General features: G+C 38.1%; 17 protein-coding genes and 1 riboswitch. Of the genes, 16 read left to right on the top strand and 1 reads right to left on the bottom strand.

Translation table 11 applies throughout. The features are described from left to right. Positions 1 to 182: 182 nt before the first annotated feature. The 7 genes from ilvA to MMB68_RS01475 all read left to right on the top strand — a co-directional run bounded on the left by ilvA (position 183) and on the right by MMB68_RS01475 (position 6,955). Positions 183 to 1,454 carry a threonine ammonia-lyase IlvA gene (gene ilvA, locus MMB68_RS01505; RefSeq protein ID WP_013084697.1) on the top strand — a complete coding sequence of 424 codons (1,272 nt, stop codon included), beginning with the start codon at positions 183 to 185 and terminating at the stop codon, positions 1,452 to 1,454. Positions 1,455 to 1,615: 161 nt separating this feature from the next. Beyond that, a complete protein-coding gene (locus MMB68_RS01500; RefSeq protein ID WP_221783448.1) occupies positions 1,616 to 1,867 on the top strand; it encodes a DUF2535 family protein in 252 nt (83 codons plus the stop codon). 169 nt (positions 1,868 to 2,036) lie between these two features. Beyond that, entirely contained in the window at positions 2,037 to 2,879 is an 843-nt protein-coding gene (locus MMB68_RS01495) for a DegV family protein (RefSeq protein ID WP_153253184.1), read from the top strand. Positions 2,880 to 3,029: 150 nt separating this feature from the next. Continuing rightward, positions 3,030 to 4,646, top strand: coding sequence for an ATP-binding protein (locus MMB68_RS01490; protein ID WP_221783449.1), 1,617 nt, complete (start codon positions 3,030 to 3,032; stop codon positions 4,644 to 4,646). Between the two features lie 24 nt (positions 4,647 to 4,670). Next, entirely contained in the window at positions 4,671 to 5,249 is a 579-nt protein-coding gene (locus tag MMB68_RS01485; protein ID WP_277548065.1) for an SCO family protein, read from the top strand. A 233-nt stretch (positions 5,250 to 5,482) separates the two neighbouring features. Then, positions 5,483 to 6,370 carry an SGNH/GDSL hydrolase family protein gene (locus MMB68_RS01480; protein ID WP_277548063.1) on the top strand — a complete coding sequence of 296 codons (888 nt, stop codon included), beginning with the start codon at positions 5,483 to 5,485 and terminating at the stop codon, positions 6,368 to 6,370. Between the two features lie 12 nt (positions 6,371 to 6,382). After that, positions 6,383 to 6,955, top strand: coding sequence for a YpmS family protein (locus MMB68_RS01475; protein WP_013058738.1), 573 nt, complete (start codon positions 6,383 to 6,385; stop codon positions 6,953 to 6,955). A 31-nt stretch (positions 6,956 to 6,986) separates the two neighbouring features. On the opposite strand, the gene MMB68_RS01470 is transcribed toward MMB68_RS01475, so the two are convergent. Then, a complete protein-coding gene (locus MMB68_RS01470; protein WP_014458542.1) occupies positions 6,987 to 7,742 on the bottom strand; it encodes a DUF4397 domain-containing protein in 756 nt (251 codons plus the stop codon). Between the two features lie 214 nt (positions 7,743 to 7,956). On the opposite strand from MMB68_RS01470, the gene MMB68_RS01465 reads away from it, so the two are divergent. The 9 genes from MMB68_RS01465 to MMB68_RS01425 all read left to right on the top strand — a co-directional run bounded on the left by MMB68_RS01465 (position 7,957) and on the right by MMB68_RS01425 (position 17,031). After that, a complete protein-coding gene (locus MMB68_RS01465; RefSeq protein WP_164796341.1) occupies positions 7,957 to 8,118 on the top strand; it encodes a hypothetical protein in 162 nt (53 codons plus the stop codon). Continuing rightward, positions 8,108 to 8,533 carry a hypothetical protein gene (locus tag MMB68_RS01460; protein WP_260506650.1) on the top strand — a complete coding sequence of 142 codons (426 nt, stop codon included), beginning with the start codon at positions 8,108 to 8,110 and terminating at the stop codon, positions 8,531 to 8,533. Before MMB68_RS01465 ends, MMB68_RS01460 begins: the two co-directional genes overlap by 11 nt. An 87-nt stretch (positions 8,534 to 8,620) precedes the next feature. Beyond that, complete coding sequence (locus MMB68_RS01455) at positions 8,621 to 8,806, top strand: YjcZ family sporulation protein (protein WP_075419415.1); 186 nt, start codon at positions 8,621 to 8,623, stop codon at positions 8,804 to 8,806. 153 nt (positions 8,807 to 8,959) lie between these two features. Next, positions 8,960 to 10,360, top strand: coding sequence for an ATP-binding protein (locus tag MMB68_RS01450; protein ID WP_221783450.1), 1,401 nt, complete (start codon positions 8,960 to 8,962; stop codon positions 10,358 to 10,360). A gap of 216 nt (positions 10,361 to 10,576) precedes the next feature. Continuing rightward, positions 10,577 to 12,046 carry an NAD(P)/FAD-dependent oxidoreductase gene (locus MMB68_RS01445; RefSeq protein WP_013084690.1) on the top strand — a complete coding sequence of 490 codons (1,470 nt, stop codon included), beginning with the start codon at positions 10,577 to 10,579 and terminating at the stop codon, positions 12,044 to 12,046. Positions 12,047 to 12,654: 608 nt separating this feature from the next. After that, positions 12,655 to 12,809: riboswitch (cyclic di-AMP (ydaO/yuaA leader) on the top strand. 179 nt (positions 12,810 to 12,988) lie between these two features. Then, positions 12,989 to 14,224 carry a dicarboxylate/amino acid:cation symporter gene (locus tag MMB68_RS01440; protein WP_277447237.1) on the top strand — a complete coding sequence of 412 codons (1,236 nt, stop codon included), beginning with the start codon at positions 12,989 to 12,991 and terminating at the stop codon, positions 14,222 to 14,224. Positions 14,225 to 14,332: 108 nt separating this feature from the next. Continuing rightward, entirely contained in the window at positions 14,333 to 15,682 is a 1,350-nt protein-coding gene (locus tag MMB68_RS01435; protein ID WP_221783454.1) for an aspartate aminotransferase family protein, read from the top strand. After that, positions 15,683 to 16,384, top strand: coding sequence for a CoA transferase subunit A (locus MMB68_RS01430; RefSeq protein WP_014458548.1), 702 nt, complete (start codon positions 15,683 to 15,685; stop codon positions 16,382 to 16,384). Beyond that, positions 16,369 to 17,031: a 3-oxoacid CoA-transferase subunit B gene (locus MMB68_RS01425; protein ID WP_016765314.1), complete on the top strand. Its 663-nt coding sequence runs from the start codon at positions 16,369 to 16,371 to the stop codon at positions 17,029 to 17,031. The genes MMB68_RS01430 and MMB68_RS01425 overlap by 16 nt, the downstream gene beginning before the upstream one ends. Positions 17,032 to 17,039 lie beyond the last annotated feature (8 nt).

Raw genomic sequence — 17,039 nt, 5'->3', positions numbered from 1 at the left:
GCAGAAAGTATGGGCAATTTTGTAAGTCTATTTAGCGTTTGCTAAACATATGTAAAGTATGTGGACAGTAAAATAGTTGGAAAAGTTTTTTTAGTTATTATTAATGAAAAATAATGATTTTTCTAAATTTTTTGTGATATAATGTACAAATTAATAATGGTAGAAGAGGAAGGAAGTTGGTTATGAAACAACAAGTAGATAATCGAACAAAACACGTACATTTAGAGGACATCATGATTGCAAATCAATTGATTAAAGATGTTGTTGTGCATACACCACTACAGCGTAATGACGTTTTGTCTGAACGATATGAATGTAATATCTATTTAAAACGGGAGGATTTACAGGTGGTACGCTCATTTAAAATTCGCGGTGCGTACAATCGAATCAAAAAATTATCCCCAGAAGAATTAGAAAATGGAATTGCCTGTGCAAGTGCAGGAAACCACGCACAAGGTGTAGCATATGCGTGCCGTCATTTAAATATCGATGGTAAAATCTTTATGCCGAGCACAACACCGCGCCAAAAAATTAATCAAGTGAAATTTTTAGGCAAAGATAACGTAAAGGTCGTACTAATCGGAGATACGTTTGATGATTCTTATGAACAAGCTATTGCATGCAGTGAAGAGGAACATCGAACATTTATTCACCCATTTAATGATGTGGACGTTATTGCAGGACAGGGTACAGTAGCCGTTGAAATGTTCAATGACTGTGAAGATGAAATTGACTACGTATTTGCGGGTATCGGCGGGGGCGGATTAATTTCCGGTGTCGGCACATACGTAAAAAGCATCTCGCCTCAAACAGCTGTGATTGGGGTAGAACCAGCAGGCGCGCCTGGCATGCAGACATCTTTAGCAAATGGAAATGTAGTGACGCTACCGGCAATCGATCCATTTGTAGACGGAGCAGCTGTTAAAACAGTTGGAACGCTTCCGTATGACATCAGTAAAGAGCTTGTGGACGATATTGTAGTTGTTCCTGAAGGCAAGGTTTGTACAACCATTTTATCTTTATACAATGAAAATGCGATTGTAGCAGAACCAGCAGGAGCTCTTTCGATTGCTGCTCTTGACTCATACCGTGAGCAAATTAAAGGGAAAACGGTTGTTTGCGTCATCAGCGGAGGAAACAATGACATTGGACGTATGCAAGAAATCAAAGAACGTTCGATGATTTATGAAGGATTACAGCATTATTTTATCGTTAATTTTCCTCAGCGCGCAGGAGCTCTTCGTGAATTTCTAGACGAAGTGCTTGGACCGACGGACGATATTTCGCGCTTTGAGTATACGAAAAAGAATAACAAAGACAGCGGACCAGCACTTGTGGGAATCGAGCTTAAGCATAAAGAAGATTACTATCCACTGATTAATCGTATGGATAAAAAAGGATTCCCTTACACAGAAATTAATAAAGAAAGCAACTTGTTTCACTTATTTATTTAAATAGAAGGTCATTTTAAAAAGGAATGCTTCATCAACTGTCGAATAAGTTGATGAAGCATTTTTATTTTTTAAAAAATTTGTGTTTTCTTTTTATTTTATCAAGACAGAAAGTGCCTCAAGCATTATAATAAAATAAACGGGTAAAAAGAGGGTTGATCGCCTTGCTATTAAAAAGCCTTGAATTTAAACATGTCAGTGGTCAAAAAGTAAAAATTACTGAAATTCCAGTTTTAGAGGAAAATAGCACGTTTCGGTTCATGTTATCTGCAAAACTTGATTTATTTATTAAACAAATCACGAACGAATCAGTTCCGAAGCAAACCTACTCGTTTAAAGAATATTTAAAACGCGTGTTGAAATGGAAAGATTACGAACAGCTCTTTAAGTCTCATGTATTAAAACATAATGCATAAACGTAAAAGTTGACTTTTCTGAATATTTCAGCAGAGTCAACTTTTTTTGTTTATATAAAAGGTTGAACATGCGTTTTACGAATTAGCAAAACTTGCATTCTATTATAACTATATTGTTGTAAGTGTTCATGTTATACTAGTCTGCAATGCATCTTATAGGGGTGAACACATGGCGAAAATTAAAGTGGTAACGGATTCAACAATTGATTTAACGTTGGAAGAAGCTGAAAAGTACGGTATTGAGATGATACCTTTATGTATTAACATTGATAATGAAACGTATTTAGATCGCGTGGAATTAACGCCGACAGATTTTATTGAAAAAATGAAAAATTCAAAAGAATTACCAAAAAGCTCTCAGCCGGCTATTGGTTCTTTTGTTGAAGTATATGAACGATTAGTTAGTGAAGGGTATGACGTCATTTCGATTCATATGACTGGGGGAATGAGCGGAACTGTTCGAGCAGCTGAAAGCGCGGCTCAAATGGTAGAAGGGAACATTACCGTTGTAGATTCTATGTATATTACAAAAGCTCTTTCGTTTCAAGTCTTTGAAGCGGTGAAAATGATTGAAAAGGGGCATACTGTAGAAGAAATTGTAGCGCGTTTGGAAGAGGTGCGACAAAATACAAACCTTTTTGTTGTGGTCGATACGCTTGAAAATTTGGTTAAAGGTGGACGTATTGGACGTGGAAAAGGGTTAATCGGTTCTCTTTTAAATATTAAGCCGATTGCTTCCCTAGCTGACGGAGTATATACTCCTGTTGCTAAAGTGCGCAGCCATTCTCAAATTGTTAAGTTTTTAACGAAGCAGTTCGAAGAGCATACAGAAGGAAAAAGTATTAAAGGAGTAGGGCTTGTACATGCAGATGGACTTGGGCTCGCTTCTAAGTTAAAAGAATCAATCGTGAAGGCAAGAGGCTATACGCAATTTTCGATTGAAGATACGACGCCTATTATCTCGACGCATACGGGTATTGGTGCAATTGGTTTTATGTATTTTGCTGAATAAAGTGAGTTGCTTTTTGCAAGTCACTTTTTTGGCTTTCTCTTTTTTGGAAAAAGGAGAAAGAGAAGTGGACGAACGTGTGATATAATAGAATCAACTTTCTACCAGCGAATGCTGTGCTGGTTACTATTCTTTTGAATCCGGAGTATACCGATGAAAAAATATATTCGAAATTTGAGTGTGTTTAACAAAACGGTTTTATTTTCTACTTTAATTGTAGTTGCCCTTGGAGTCATTTCTTTAGCCATTAGCTATCAAGTTCAAAAAAAAATGGCAAAAGAGACGTTAACGCAGCATGTGTTAATTATGGCCGATTTATGGAGGGAGTCTTTATCTAAACAAGACGTAATAGCAGCAGTGGATTCAAGGAACGGGCCGATTCCTGAAAAAGACGATCTAGAAAAGCAGTTCAGAAAGATTTATGAATTGCATCCGTCGTACTTGCAGGGATATATTATGACGACCGAAAAATTCAAGTCGCATGGAAATAAGATTATCGTAACAGCGAATAAGAAAATTAAGCAATCGCTAGAGCCGTCCATGATTTATTATGGGGGAGAAGAATTTTACAAATCATTTAAGGAAGCAGAACAAGAAAAGAAGAATATCGTAACATCTACATACAAAGACGAATTCGGGACGTGGATCACCGTTTTATCGCCTATTACAAACAGCTCTGGAAAAGTTGTGGCTATTCTTGGTGTAGATATAGATGCAAGCGCTATCTATATCTATCAAAAACGTTTAATTGTGTCTTTGGTCGTTGCGTTTACGCTTCTGTTTACCTTCATTATTGTGATTCAAGATTGGGGACTAAGGCGATTAATGTCGCCCCTTGGGGAATTAATAGAAGGAATTCAAGCGGTGAGTCAAGGGAAATTCGATGTGAAGCTGACACACGAAGATGATTCTGAGTTAGGGAATGTACACACAAGATTTAATGAAATGACCGAGCGGCTTCAGCAGCTTTTTCAACAAGTGTCAGCAACAAAAGAACAGCTGAACGTAGAAACGAATTTCAGTCATTCAAAAGATGGAATTGCTAAAGCGATTGATGAATTAGAAGTTATTATGGAAAAAACGAGGATGCAAAAGGAATTGCAGCGAGCAGAGAAAATGAATGCAATTGGTCAATTAGCTGCTTCTGTAGCGCATGAAATTCGAAATCCTATGACGGTGGTAAAAGGGTTTTTGCAGCTGTTTCAAGATAATACAAAGCTTTCAAACACTGAATTAAGTTACATTCATCTTATGATTAACGAAATGGACAGAGCGGAAGCGATTATTCATGATTATTTATCTTTAGCCAAGCCGGATGTTCATCAGCATCGTTTTATTAACTGCTTGGAGTGTATTACAAGCTTGGTAGACTTATTATCTTCTTATGCTTTGTTAACAAACAATATACTCATAGAATTAGACGCAAAAGAAGAGATGTATGTTCGCGGCAGCCGAAACGAATTGAATCAAGTTCTGCTTAATATTATGAAAAATGGAATTGAAGCCATGAGAAATGGTGGAACGCTTCGAGTAGGGCTTTACAAGCGAGAAGGGCATGTACATATTCAAATTGAAGATACTGGTATAGGCATGACCAGTGAACAAGTGAACCGGCTGGGAACAGCGTTTTATTCTTTAAAAGAAAAAGGAACAGGGATTGGTCTGATGGTGTCTTATCAACTGGTCGAACAAATGAATGGAAGAATTGAAGTGGAAAGCATACCAGGAAAAGGTTCAACGTTTACCTTGATTTTCCCTAGCTATGACTAAACTTTAACCGTGCAGGAGGAACATATGAAAAGCTGGTCTTATAAATTGTTTTTTTTACTGCTCATTAGTTGTATGATGTTAACAGCCTGTGGTTCCAAAATAGAAAATCCGCTTAATTGGAAGATGGACTCTTTTTCTTATGTTAACGAAGATCAAAAGAAAGTAGGGCTAAGTCAGCTGAAAGGGAACGTTTGGGTAGCTAACTTTATCTTCACAAGCTGCGAAACCGTATGTCCCCCAATGACGGCTCATATGGCTAAATTACAAAAAATGGCCAAGGATGAAGGGCTGGACGTTCGCTTTGTGTCATTTAGCGTAGACCCTGAAGTGGATACTCCGCAGAAAATGAAGGGCTATGCGACTAAATTTGGCGCTGATTTTTCGAATTGGGATTTCTTAACGGGTTATAAACAAGCGGAAATTGAAAAGTTTGCGCTAGACCAATTTAAAACGATTGTGAAAAAGCCGCAAGAAAATCCGCAGGTTATTCACGGTACGGATTTTTTTCTAATTGACAAAGATGGAGTCGTTCAAAAATCTTATCAGGGAGTGACTGATCCTCCTTATGAAGATATGTTAAAAGATATCAAAACCCTTCAGTAAGAGCTATAAATCCGTCAAATCTATCCGCCAAACACAGCTATCTTTACAGGGATGTGTTAGCGGATATTTTTATGAAAGAAACATGCTTATCCTTTTTTTTACATATACTATATATAAGAAACGTAGTAAAATATCAACTTGACATAGTATGATAAGATATAAAGATATAGTTATTCAGAGCGGTAAGCAGTATTGCTTGTGACAGCGAGAATACAGCATAGTTAGTAGGTGTTATGATGAGAAAATGGAAAAGTATAGTGATAAGCAGTATGAGTGCGGTGGTGTTAGCGAGCTGTTCGACGACGACTTTTTTGCCAACGGACAATAAAGAAGAAGCCGTTCAGAAAGAAGTGGATTTAACACCTAAAAAGCATATTCCGAAAGGCTTTTTTCCTGTAGATTTAGATATTGTAGCCATTGGCGACTCATTAACAGAAGGAGTAGGAGATGAGTCTAAAAAAGGCGGTTATGTACCATACTTAACTAAATACCTTTCTAAACAAAATGAAGTGCAAAATGTACGAACAGAGAATTTAGGTAAAAGAGGAAACCGGACGGATCAGCTATTAGCGAGGTTAAATCAGCCGGGAGTAGCAGCTGAAGTATCAAGAGCAGACATCGTTTTCTTGACGATTGGCGGCAATGACGTGATGAAAGTGGTAAGAGATTACTTTTACAATATCTCAATTAAGACGTTTGAATCACAGCAGTCAAAATATGAAAAACGTCTAAATGACGTGTTTTCACGTATACGTAAGCTTAATCCTAATGCTCATATTTATTTAATTGGTTTTTATAATCCATTCTTTAAATCGTTAAGTGATGTGAAAGAGATTAATGTTGTTATTAATGAATGGAATGCGGCAAGCGAGAAAATTGCTTCTCAATATGATAATGTAAGTTATGTAAAAATTGATGATATTTTTTATGATTCTGACGTAAATTTATTAGGGAAAGACGAGTTTCACCCTAATAAAAAAGGGTACAAACTAATGGCTGAGCGCATTAGTAAATCAATGGAGGAAGAAGATCCTCTCGTTGGAGACCAGAAAAGGGAAACAGCAGAAAAAGTTACATCTGATGAAAAAGAGAAAAACACGAAAGAGAGTGGGAACGAGTAAGGAGATTGTTATATGAAGAAGTGGAAAACCCTATTTATCGCGTTATTAGGGATTAATGTTCTAGGGGCTATCCTTATTATTGCGTTTATTTTTCAACCGGTTGACAAGGCCAATCCAACTCCCTCTGAAAAAGTAGAAGGAGACGCAGAATTAACTATTTTGGCTAAAAAAGCGGACTTAAATGTACTGATTGATAAATATTTAAAAAAAGAATTTAAGAATCAGCCGCTTAACTACAAAATTACTCTTACCGATGTAGTAAGAGTAGACGGTACGATTCAAGTATTCGGCGATGATATTAATATTCGAATGACATTTGATCCAATCGTACAAAAAAATGGAGATATTGTGCTTGAACAGCAGTCGCTTTCTGTTGGAAAGCTGCAGCTTCCTGTCCGCACAGTGCTTCGATACGTAAATAATAACTTTGCGCTACCAGAATGGGTAACGATCGATCCAAAGAATGAATCAGTATACGTAGCGTTACAGCAGATGAAGTTAGAGAGTGATTTTGCTGTAAAAGTACAAAAGTTTGATTTGAAAAATGATGATATTCGCGTACGTTTAATTTCGCGCAGTGAATAAAAAAACCTTCCAATTTGGAAGGTTTTTTTTGTTAACGATCTTGGGAAATCAGCGCTTCTAATGCAGGACGGTTCTTAGCAAATCCGACGGCATATACCGTATATGTTCGATTCGGACGAAGGTTCAGTGCCGGGATTTCGAGTACTACATTTTTGGTTCCTGCTATGCGTACGCTAAGTTGAACATGCATGGGGGACAAAGGCAAATATTTTGTGACTTCTTTAAACTGCACTCCAGAAAAAATGACGTCTCCGCCTCTAGCGGCAATATCCACAGCAGGAGCATCAGGAGAAAGGTGCACAAACCGAAGTTTTGTTTCTCCACTTGGTACATCCGTATTGTCATAGATAAATAATAAATCAAGCTTGTTTAGCTCATCTACCGCCGCTACCGTGTAATTTTGGTTTCCTTCAAATGTAAATGATTCCGTTAAAACAGGTCTTCCCGTTTCTCCAGCGGGATAAATAGAAATTGTATATCTTCCAGGTTCTTGTAATTCAATATAATCTGTTTCTTGTTTATAAGTTAAGTTGCGAATCACTCGTTTGTTGTTAATATAAATATCTACAGATGGAGAATCTGGAGAAGCATGAAGTATACGAATTTGCGGCGGATTTACGCGTAAATTCGTATTTTCAGAAGAAGTTAAGATGGCCTGCTGGATATAGTACAAATGCTTTTGATAATAATGAATATGCTTAGATGGATCACTATACTTATAGTAGTTAGCTAGAAAATCGTATTTCATTGCTTTTTTAATATATTGATCAAAGGAATAATTAGCCATATGTTCAGCTCCCTTATTGTCGGAGTATAAAAACATTTCCATACGTAACCAAACATATGCTAAAACTCATAATTTATGCCGATCACTGATCACTCCCGAGACCTCCAAGGAGAAACAATGAGCCAAATGCCCTCTATGTGCATATACTGAATTAAATTATTGACTGAAGGCTTATTGTACGACCGAATTTAGTATAGAAAAAAGGAGTGAGAGCATGCGCGATTTTTATGCTCGGATGCTACGGTTAATTATGTTAAGTTTTTTACTGCTGCTACTTTTAATTCAATTTACAGAGCGCTCTACTTCATTTATTCACATTACCCCCGCGCTAAATAAAGTAACCGAGCGAATTGAGCTGATTACCTATGATCAATAAATGTATGTTTTCTGCGTTTCGATATGTACTTGTTCTTTATGCAATTTGCTTTACATTTTTATTTGTTAGTACAGTTCCAAGCCTATTTGGTTTCACCGTGACCGTTCAAGAAACGGATTATCACCACCTGCATCGCGGAGATATAGTTGTCTTTGGAGACGAATCATCTTCTTCAAAGAATGAACTTGTACTGGCCCATAATCAAGAGCTTGATGTACTGGTTACAGCTCAAAGAGATTCTTTGCCTGCTTCTTCTAAAGTAATTGGAAGCTACGCATACCATCTCCCGTATATAGGGTTCATTATTGAGTTTATGAAAGATTTTACTACGTTACTGGTGATGGGAAGTATTTTACTTTTATTGTTTTCGTATACGTTGCAGCCCAAAAGGCGAATATGGCGTAAGAGAAAGTAAAAAATAGGCAAATGCACATACAGGACAATCAACTAACGCATATAAAGTACAGTGTACGAAATGAAAAAAACAAGAGGAGAGATTGCTATGTATAACTACGATTGTTACGACCCATGCCATCACGGAGGCTATCACCACCTATATGATACTTGCCACTATCCAATTAGCTATCCAATTGGCGGTTATCATCATTGTGGAACGGGCCAGTCATTTGCATTAATTGTTGTGCTATTTATTTTATTAATCATCATTGGCTGTACTTGTTTTTGCTGATTAGCCCTCATTTGCTCGCATGTGCGAGCTTTTTATAACAGATGGAAAAGGACAAACTTACATATAAATTGTTTAAATAATAAAAAAATTTTGCCAAATCAACATTTACCATATTATACTATAGCTAGTAACTCAATAAGCGAAGGTGAATATATGGAAAAGGAAAAAGTATTTCAACAGCTATTTTCAATGTCATTTACACCAATGCTCGTAATGAATATGGATGGAGATATCCAAATTTTAAATGAAGCGTGCTGCCACCTTTTTAAAACGACGGAGGAACGACTTCTTTCCTGTAATGTATTTGAAGAGCCAAATCGCTTTTTTATTGAAAAGCATGAAGTGGAAGCGTTAAGAAAGCAAGAGGAAGAAGTTGTTTTACTTAAGAAAAAAGTAGATCAGCAGTTTCCGATGCACATCCATATTCAGCGCACGGAAGGGGATATTCCGCTCTTAGTTGTTCAGTGGAAAGAGTTTTCCTCAAGTATTCAAAAGCAAGAGGAAGTCATTCGGAAAATGAAGCAATATAAGCAGTTTGTCCAGCAAAGCCAAGATGCATTTATTGTAACAAGAGAAGGCAGAATTCAATATTTGAATCCCGCTGGTGTTAAACTTCTTGGCGGCGAGAAAAAAGAAGAGTATATCGGGCGTCCTTGGCTTCATTTTATTCATCCCGAACATTTAGAAATCGTAAAAGAACGAATGGTTCAGCTGATGAATGGAATGTCCGTGAGGCCGCGTGTTGATGTGAAACTATTGACTAAAAAAGGAGTCGTCATCATTGAATCTTCGGCAACCAAAATTAAGTTTGAAGGACAGGATGCCATTCAGTATATTATTCGCGACGTAACGGATCGAAAAAAATATGATGAAATGGCAAGCAAATCTGAAAAGCTTACAATGGTGAGCAAGTTAGCAGCAGGAGTAGCACATGAAATCCGTAATCCAATGACGGCGATTAAAGGGTTTATTCAGCTGTTAAAAGCATCAAAACAGTATAACGAAGAATATAATGATATTATGCTTGAAGAATTGAATCGCGTCGAATCCATTATTCAAGAATTTTTAACGCTGGCCAAGCCTAAAATTGAAAATTCATACCACCCAAAAAGTCTCAATCAAATCATCCGTCACGTGACATTACTATTAGATACACACGCCAATTATAAAAACTGTCGTATTATTAATGAAATTAGTGATGAGATTACAATCTTTTGTGAAGAAAATGCGCTTAAACAAGTTTTTATTAATTTAATTCAAAATGCGCTTGAGTCAATGAGCAAAGGTACAGTTAAAGTCACCGTTGAGAAAAGAAATGAATACGGCATGGTCATTATCGAGGATGAAGGCTGTGGAATTGATGAGCAATCTTTAGCCCGGCTAGGTGAACCGTTTTATTCTACTAAACAAACAGGAACGGGGCTAGGCTTAATGATTAGCTACCGAATAATCGAACAGCATCAAGGGCATATTTCATTTGCGAGTAAAGTAGGAGTAGGAACAAAAGTAGAAATTGCTCTTCCGTATATTAAAGAACCAGTGAACATTTCATAGCGCTTGCTATTCGTTCACTGGTTTTTATTTGACTGGAATAAAAACGAATGTTTTTTTATTTTTTTATTTTAATGTTCGTGTATATTGTTGACTAAAGGTTTTGTTTTTGATATATTATCAAATGGCTAGAAAATAACCGAATGATAATAAAAAAGAAAATTCGGTCAATGACTTTTATCTTTTACCCAAAGAAAAAAGATGATGGGAGAATGTACAATGAACTCAAATTATGATGTTATTGTGGTAGGGGCAGGACCCGCTGGGATTTTTACTTGCTATGAGTTAACGTTAAAATTACCGGAAGCAACTATTTTATTAATCGATAAAGGACACGATATCTATCGACGTAATTGTCCGATTCTTCAGAAAAAAATTGAAAAATGTCCGCCTGCGGTTGGCAAAAAAGAGTTTGCTGGCTGTTTGCCTGCTTGTTCTATCACAAATGGTTTCGGTGGAGCCGGCGCATATTCAGACGGGAAATTTAATATCACAAGTGAATTTGGAGGCTGGATGACGGATTATCTGTCTGAATCACAGGTGGTAGATTTAATTAAATATGTGGATGAAATTAATTTAAAACACGGAGCAACCGATACGATTACGGATCCGTTAACTGATAAAGTTCGTGAAATTGAAAAACGCGGATACGCAGCAGGTTTAAAGCTATTGCGTGCCCAGGTGCGTCATTTAGGAACAGAGCAAAATTTAGAAATTTTAAAAAGCATTTATGAATACTTAAAAGAAAAAATTGATATGCAGTATAAAACGGAAGTAGCCGATTTAATAACAGAAAAAGAAGATGGTCAGCATATCGTGCGCGGTATTGAATTGAAAAACGGTGAAAGAATTACGGCTGATAAAGTGGTTGTTTCACCAGGTCGAGACGGCTCGAAGTGGATGAGCGACTTACTAAAAAAACGCCGTTTAAAAATGATTAACAACCAAGTGGACATCGGCGTTCGAGTAGAAACATCCAACGTTGTTATGGAAGAAATCAACAAGCACTTGTACGAAGGGAAATTCATTTACAATACGTCTGTAGGTACAAGAGTCAGAACGTTCTGCAGCAATCCTTCAGGACATGTGGTAGTAGAGAATCATTCAGGTATTATGTTAGCAAATGGACACGCATACAAAGATCCGAAGCTTGGAAGTCAAAATACGAACTTTGCGCTGCTTGTTTCTCATAAATTTTCGGATCCATTTGATCAGCCAAACGAATATGCGCACGAAGTATCAAGGTTAGCTAATATGCTGTCAAACGGGGGCTTAGTTGTTCAAAAGTATGGGGATATTTTAAAGGGCCGTCGTTCAACAGCGACTCGAATTAAAGAAGGCTTTTTAGAACCAACGTTAAAAGAAGCTGTCCCTGGTGACTTGGGCTTAGTGCTTCCTTACAATACGATGAAAAGCTTAATTGAAATGACAGAAGCACTGGATCATGTAACGCCTGGTTTAGCTTCTGAACATACGCTGTTTTACGGTGTGGAAGCGAAATTTTATTCAGCTCGTCCAAAGCTAAACGATAAGTTTGAAACAGAAATCTCCGGTTTATACGTGGGAGGAGACGGAGCTGGTATTACGCGAGGACTCGCGCAGGCAAGTGCGTGCGGTGTGTGGGTAGCGCGTGACATTGTTGAAAAATTAAAGAATCGCAAAGCAAGTTCTGAACCTGTCACTGTATAAGAAAAAGAGGCCGTCACGGCCTCTTTTTTTATATGTGTTAAATAATGAGAGCGAATAAGTAAAAAGCAAAGAACTTGTACCGCTCAAACTCCGATAGTTTTATATGATAATTACCCGCTCTTTTTTTAAAAAGTATTACGGAATCCGTACGTCTATCGTGAGCAGAATTAAATAGAATAAGGCGAATTGATAATGTCCATTTCTTTCTATCAATAAAGTCAGTGAAATTTTAGGGAGTTTATATCAAGCAGTACAATAAGGATAAAATCAACAGTTGGAAAGAGTTGTTTTTTTGATGAATAAAATATTTATGGAAGCAGCAAAGTACGCGTACGTTAGAATAATTATGCAAATTTATGAATGGGATTTAATGAGAAGAAAGTTCACTTCACAAACTATTTTTTGAGTTAATTTTTTATCTATTAGATTGTAAGTCTTGTTAAATAAGTGTTTGTGTTTTATTAGAATATGATGTGAATATTTTAAAATACAACAATTCTCAACTTTTTATGATAAAATCCTGCATTATTTTTGAATAAAAACTTGACAGGATCATATAAAATGAATTTTAATTAAAGTAACAATTATTATCATGCAAAAACATTAAAGAAAATTATTTGCTTAATCTCTTTTGTTTTATAAGAGAACGGGGGACCCATATTTGTGCGTAATGTACTTGGGGTGAATCTTGAATGAATCAAGTGGAGTAACTCACGTACCCGAATCCGACAGCTAACTCCGTAAGCATTCAGTGAGGGAATAACAGGTCTATGAAACCATGATATTCTCATGGTTTTTTGTATAGCTAAAATATTCCTAAACTATTAATCTGAAAATTTTTAATATATTGTATATTTTGAGTGTTATCGTTCTCAATGCATGGTAAAATAAGTATGGTAGTTAGAATCATTCTAATATAATTTATTTACGGGAGGTAAATCTATGAAGCTATCGACAAAGATTATTATCGCGCTAATTGCTGGTGCTGTTGTAGGAGTGTTGATTAATGCTTTTGCTCCAAGTGCTTTTGCTCCGCTGGACAAGTACTTGTTTACACCGCTTGGCCAAATTTTCTTAAGCTTAATTAAAATGCTTGTTGTACCAATTGTGTTTTTCTCGATCACTTTAGGTGTAGCAGGTTTAGGAGATCCTAAAAAACTAGGAAGAATCGGGGCTAAAACAGTTTCCTACTTCCTAGTTACAACAACCGTTGCGATTATTATCGGTTTAATTTTAGCTTATGCAATTAAACCGGGTACGTTTGGATCTTTTGATACAAAAAACGCTTCTTTTGAAGCCGAAAAAGCACCGCCGGTTGGAGAGACATTCTTAAATATGATTCCAGTCAATCCAATTCAAGCGATGGCTGAAGGGAATATGCTTCAACTTATCGTTTTCTCTATCTTTATCGGCTTTGGTATTACGATGCTTGGAAGTAAAACAAAAGGGCTTTACAATTTACTAGAGCAAGGCAATGAATTAATGATGTACCTTGTAAATCTAGTGATGAAGTTTGCTCCTTACGGAACATTTGGTCTTCTTGCAACAGCGGTTGGAAGTCAAGGCTGGGAGGCAATTAAAGCGATGGGTCTATACATGATTGTAGTCGTGCTCGCGCTGTTCATCCATTCAATCGTAACGTATGGTGGAACTGTCGCTCTTATGGCCAGACGCAACCCAATTGAATTTTTTAAAGGTTTTGCTCCTGCGATGACAGTTGGCTTCAGTACATCAAGCAGTAATGCAACGCTTCCGATTTCAATGAATGTGGCACAGAAAAATCTTCGTGTCCCGGAGTCCATCAGCAGTTTTGTTCAGCCGTTAGGTGCTACCATTAACATGGATGGAACGGCAATTATGCAAGGTGTAGCGACTATTTTTATTGCACAAGTATACGGCGTTGACCTATCGCTGGGGGCTCTTGTGACGGTTGTATTGACAGCGGTGCTTGCTAGTATTGGTACAGCAGGTGTGCCGGGAGTTGGTCTCATTATGCTAGCAATGGTACTGAGTTCGGTTGGCCTGCCTGTAGCAGGTATCGGATTGATTATCGGAATTGATCGCTTGCTTGATATGCTTCGTACATCTGTAAATATTACGGGAGACGCTGCGTGTGCCGTTATTGTGGCTGAGTCAGAAGCAAAGCGTATGGATAAATCTGTAACGCAATCGGCTTAATAAGCGCAAAAGCTCTAGCTATATGCTAGGGCTTTTTTTATTGGCAAGAAACTCTTCTTTTCAGCATACAGTTTAATAAGAGTATGTGTTTGAAAGGAGAGTGCGGAAATGAATAAGACCCATGTGATAAAGCCGCTGCTCGACGATGACTACCCAGTTATTTCATATGGAAAAGGAATTTATTTGTACGACCAAGATGGAAAAAGGTACATAGATGCTTCGTCAGGGGCAGTTACAGCAAGTATCGGACACGGCGTAAAAGAAATTATTGATGCGATGACCGATCAGGCACAGAAAGTTGCGTTTGTATATCGGTCGCAGTTTACAAGTGATCCAACAGAAGCCTTAGCTAAGAAACTATGTGAATTAAGCAGCAATCATTTCCAGTGGAGTTTTTTTGTTAACAGCGGGACAGAAGCGACTGAAACGGCTATGAAAACGGCAATTCAGCATTTTCAAGAGCAAGGAAAGCCAACCAAAACGAAGGTTTTGTCACGCTGGATGAGCTATCACGGTATTACCATAGGAGCTCTGTCTATGTCAGGGCACGTTGGAAGACGAAAACGCTTCTCGTCTTTGCTTGAAGATTATCCTTCGGTTTCACCTCCTTATTGCTATCGATGTCCGTTTCAGCAAACCTATCCATCCTGTAATCTTGCTTGTGCACACGAATTGGAAACAGTTATCAAACGAACCGGCCCTGAACATATTGCTGCTTTTATTACAGAGCCCATTGTAGGAGCAGCCGGAGCAGCCCTTACACCTCCTCCCGGCTATTATGAAGTGATAAGAGAAATTTGCGATAAATATGATGTGTTATGGATTGCGGATGAAGTCATGACGGGAGTTGGGCGTACAGGCGTGATGTTTGCGTATGAGCACTGGGGAGTTAAACCAGACATCATGACGCTTGGAAAAGGAGTGGGAGCAGGATATACACCAATAGCCGTTACGTTGGCTAGCAGCAAAACGATTGAACCTATTATGAACGGATCCAAATTAATTATGAGCGGACATACGCTAAGCGCTAATCCGTTGTCATCAGCTGTAGGGATAGCTGTTTTAACCTATATTGAAAAGCATGATCTTGTTCAAGAAGCAGCGGTGAAAGGAGACTACTTAGTAGGGAAATTGAAGAAGCTTCAACTTCTTTACCCTATCATTGGTGATATACGTGGCAAAGGCTTATTAGTTGGTCTTGAGCTTGTGCAAAATCCAAAAACGAAGGAGCCTTTTTCATCCTCGGAAAATATGACGGCACGCGTAATAAGTAAAGCCCAAAAAAATGGTCTTCTCCTTTATCCTTCGCAAGCAGGAACAGACGGAGTCGAAGGAGACGGTATTATTATTGCGCCACCGTTTACGATTACTCATCGTCAACTTGATGAAGCGGTCGATCTGCTTTCGAAAACATTACATGAAGTGCAAAATGAAAAACAGGGAAATGAGGTGAAATAAGTGACAAAGGTCGAAAACTCATTTCAAAAGATTACAACTGTGGAACAAGCGATTGAATACGTGGATCATGCTGCTACGCTGATGATAGGAGGGTTTGGAGGAGTAGGCAGTCCGCCTTCTCTTATTGACGGCCTTATCGAAAGCGGAAAATCAAATTTTACATTGATTTGTAATGATTCAGGCTTTCCCCATATTGGTGCGGGAAAATTGGTAAGCCAAGGAAGAATTCAAAAACTGATCGCTTCTCACATTGGATCGAACCCAGTAGCTGGAACGCTGATGACAGAAGAGAAGCTGAAAGTTGAGTTTTCTCCTCAAGGAACGCTTGCTGAACGGATTCGAGCGGGAGGAGTTGGACTCGGAGGAGTACTGATTGATGTAGGAATTGAAAATGACATTATTCAATTTGGAAAAGAAAAAGTGGAAGTAGACGGCAAGACATTTTTAGTTGAAAAACCACTCACAGCCGATGTGGCTTTTGTATATGCAAAAAAAGCAGATCCATTCGGCAACTTGCTTTATGATAAAAGCGCTCGAAACACTAATCCATTAATGGCTATGGCAGGTCGTATCACTATTGCTGAAGTGGATGAAATCGTTCCTCTTGGCGACATTGACCCAGAGAACGTGATGACGTCAGGTGTATTTGTGGATTATATTGTCCCTTCAAAAGGAGTGAATTGGAAATGGGTTTGGGAATAGATATTCGTCATCGTATTGCAAAACGTGCTGCGGCTGAAATCAAAAACGGCATGATTGTTAATTTAGGGATTGGCATTCCTTCTCTTATTCCTAATTATGTACCAAGCGCTGTTCATGTGATGTTTCATGCTGAAAACGGAATTTTAGGTTTAGGATCTTCGCCTCCTTTAGGTGAAGAAGATGAGAATGTCTGCAATGCAGCAGGCTATCCAACAACTACCGTTCAAGGGGCTTCATACTGTGATAGTGCTACAGCCTTCGCGATGATTCGAAAAGGATACGTCGATATGACCATTCTTGGTGCGTTAGAAGTGAGTGAAAAAGGGGATTTAGCTAATTGGATTGTGCCAGGTAAGCGAGTTCCTGGTATGGGAGGAGCGATGGAATTAGCTCAAAAAGCGAAAAAAGTCATTGTGCTAATGAATCATACGAGCAAGACAGGAGAACCGAAGCTGGTTAAGACGTGCTCTTTACCTTTGACTGCCTCGGGCTGCGTGGGATTAGTTATTACAGATCGGGCGGTTTTTAAAGTAGAAAAAGATGCGCTTCTTCTAACAGAGTTAATGTCTCCTTATACCGTAGAGGATATTTTGAGTTCAACAGAAGCGACAGTTCGCCTGAGTGATCAATTGATTACGATACCATAAGGAGGACC

Origin of the sequence: Priestia sp. Y58 (assembly GCF_029522095.1) — a bacterium.
Taxonomy (GTDB): Bacteria; Bacillota; Bacilli; order Bacillales; family Bacillaceae_H; genus Priestia; species Priestia megaterium_E.
The sequence above is the reverse complement of the archived record's forward strand: the minus strand, read 5'-3'. Positions and strand labels throughout refer to the sequence as shown.